Consider the following 3,284-nt stretch of genomic DNA (forward strand, 5'->3'; position numbering starts at 1 on the left):
AAATGGGCTCTAAATTGTTTGGTTTGGTTTTGTTCTACATAATCAACAGTAAACCAGTAATCGTCTGATGGCATTTGATGTCCGTTGTACGTGCCATCCCATCCTTGTCCTGTGGAACTTATTTGTTTTAATAGTTTACCATAGCGGTCAAATATATAAATTTTTGCGTTAGCTTGTCCTACTAATCCAACAATATTCCATGTGTCATTTATACCATCACCATTCGGGGTGAAGTAATGGGGGTAATCTATAATTTGAACTTCATTGATGATCAATTCTTCACAATTATAACCCGAAGGGTCTTTGGTATCCCAAACGTGGATTACGTGTGTCCCGAAAGAAACATTCTCAAAAATGTTACTCACCTGTTGTGGTCCATCGTCTAAACTGTATTCATACGTGCCGTATCCTTGTACAAGTACTGTTATGATTTGTGAGGCACTAAAGGCATTGGTTACCGTATAACCTGTTGTGCCTGATGGTATAACGGCTTGTCCTGATTGCTGTACTGGAAAAGCAAGAGATAAGGTACTGCATCCTAAAAATGGCGGATTAATACTCGTAACTTGAACCGTGTAATTTCGGGGTATATTTGGTGTGGCTGATGCGGTGCTTACGGTATACGTGGCTCCTGTTGCTCCTGGTATAGGGGTAACCGATGCATCCTCAAACCACTCAAAGGTATAATTCGCTGGATTACTAATCCCACTATTTAAAGTTAAGAATCGAACCGGAATTCCGGTGTTAAAATCTACACATATCGTGTTTTCGCCATTCGCTGTTTTAATAAGGGGGTTGGGTTTGGGCTCTACCGTGATGTTGATTTGAGTGATGGCATTACATAATGGCGTGATACTGTTGCTGCTGTTTTCTACTTTTACCCATATCGTATCGGTGTTTGCTTGGGTTTGATATGCTTGTGCTTGTGCTAGGGTTAGGGCATTTGTTCCTGCTATAGCATCAACTTGAGTTCTGTAATAACTCACCAAGAATACTGCGGGGCTTTGTCCGTTTAATATCGCCGTAGCGTAACTTGTCAAATCTATCACTGCTTGTCCGTCAAATGGATTGCTATCTCCAGGTTGTCCATCACATTCATGATACACTTGTGGTCCTGTGGCTAGTGCTTGCTGTTGAACCGATAATGTTAATACTCCTGTGGCATTGACACATCCTGTAGCATTATTTACGACTCTGATGTAAATGTTTTGTGAGGTGGGTGTCACATTGCTATAACTAGAGGGTAGTGGCGTTTGTCCTGTATTGGTTGCGGGATTGGCACCTGCTGCGTCAAAATAATAACTTATCGTAAAATCAGACGGTGATTGCGTAGGTCCCAATATTTTTATGGCCAAGGCTGGAATTGTTAAATCAAATACGGCTAGTCCATCGGTATTGTTATCGCATACTTTGTAGCTTGCTGGTTGTACCACTGTTGGCAACGGATTCACTTTCAATGCTTGTTCTACTACTACATAGCAGTTGTTGCCTTGATAGTCTATACCGCTGTTTTCTACGCGTATCCAAACATTTGCTCCTACTAATGCCGTAGCGGGTGAAATTATTTCATTTTGATTGGCTTGTGCATCGGACGGTGTCGCAAAATAATGCAAGGTCAGCGTTACATCGCCGTTTTTAATGAATGCTGCATTGGTCGTTAAATCAAATACTTCGAGCATATCGCCTGGGTTGTTGTCATCACATTTTGGCGTTAATGCTGGTGGCTGGTTGATATTGCTTGGTATAGGAAGTACTCTAATGTCTAATGTGGTGGTGCTTTTACATCCTGCTGCACTCGTTACTACTACGCCTAGGGTTTGTACTGCTGGTGGAATATTGGTATACGCCAAGGCATTAACTGGTGAAATAGCATTGGTACCGTTTTGAGCGTTTACTAAACTTGGATAATACGTTACGGTATAACCTGGTAGGTTTTGTGTAATCTCCGCATTTTTTACCGTTAGATTAAAACTGTGGAACTGATTATTGGGACTCGTATCATCATCACACAAATTTAGTGGTGCTGGAGTAGTGAGCAACAGCGGAATGTTGATTACTATTTTGAACGAGCCAATAGCAAAACAATTCGTTAGCTTGTTTTGTACTCGTACCCATATTGTTTGTCCGTTGCTTGCAGTATAGTTGGTATCGGGAATGATGGGTGCCGTGCCGCCTTGTGCCAATAATTGCGTCGTATAATACGTCACGGTATAATTTATTGCCGCTTGTGGTTGTTGTGCCAAAACAGCTGGGGTGCGCTGGGTTAAATCTACTGCTGTAATTGCATCTTGTGGATTGTTATCCTGATCACAGGTGGTAACATCTAACAAAGTCAATGGTGTTATCGGACTTGGATTTACATTCAATTGTATTGGAAGTACACTAAAGCAGCCAGTTATAGTATCTTGGGCTCGCACATAGATGGTTTGTACAAACGGAATGATGTTGGTATACTGTGCAGGATTAGCAATGCTAGTGTTGTTGCTTATCGCATCTTGTAGGGTTTCATGAAAACTTAACGTGTAGGTGGTGATTCCGTTTAATAATCCTGGCAGTAAACTCGTTAGATCAAAGCGGGTAAAACCATCCTGATTGCCATCGCAAAGGGTATACGGTTGTGTGGGCGGTATTAAACTTGGTAACGGCTCTACTCTGATGTCCATCGTAGAAATCACATAACAGCCTGTGCTGGTATTGGTGATGCGAATCCCCAAGGTTTGAACATACTGGATTTGGTTTTGATAAAGTAGGTTCGGGTAAAGTGCGTTGGTGATTTCTCCTGTACCGTTCTGCGCATCGCCTAAACTATTGTAAAAACGAACACTCACACCTGTTCGTCCTGATAAAATTTCATTTGCTTTAAGACTTAAATCAAAGGTCTCAAATCCTATATTACTTTGGTTGTCATCACACACCGAGTATTCTGGATAATTGGGCTGGGTGGCATTGGGCAAACCATTTACCACTAGTTTCAGCGTAACGATGTCATAACAGCCTGTGGCAATGTTTTCTACACGAACATAAAGCGTCTCGGAATATATTGTACTGTTTTGATATGCCGCTGCAGTAGCAATAGCAGTCGCGGGTAATCCGACCTGTGCATTGGGCAAAGTCGTGTAAAATCGAACTACTACTGTGGAAGGGTCAATATTGCCCAGTATCTCCGGGATTTTTGTCGTCAAATTAAAAGTCTCGTAACCTTGTGATCCTGTGTAATCACATAAAGAATAATCACTTGGTGCTGTCGCAACAGGTGTGGGGTTTACTATGAGCTGGAGGGTGAC

Annotated in this window: 1 protein-coding gene; it reads right to left on the bottom strand. The window is 41.9% G+C overall.

Annotated elements, in window-relative coordinates:
- Positions 1 to 3,284 (bottom strand): T9SS type B sorting domain-containing protein (locus tag Q0Q96_RS05465; RefSeq protein ID WP_293872225.1); only part of this gene is annotated, 3,284 nt, incomplete at both ends.

Source organism: Flavobacterium sp. (assembly GCF_025352015.1).
Classification (GTDB): Bacteria; Bacteroidota; Bacteroidia; order Flavobacteriales; family Flavobacteriaceae; genus Flavobacterium.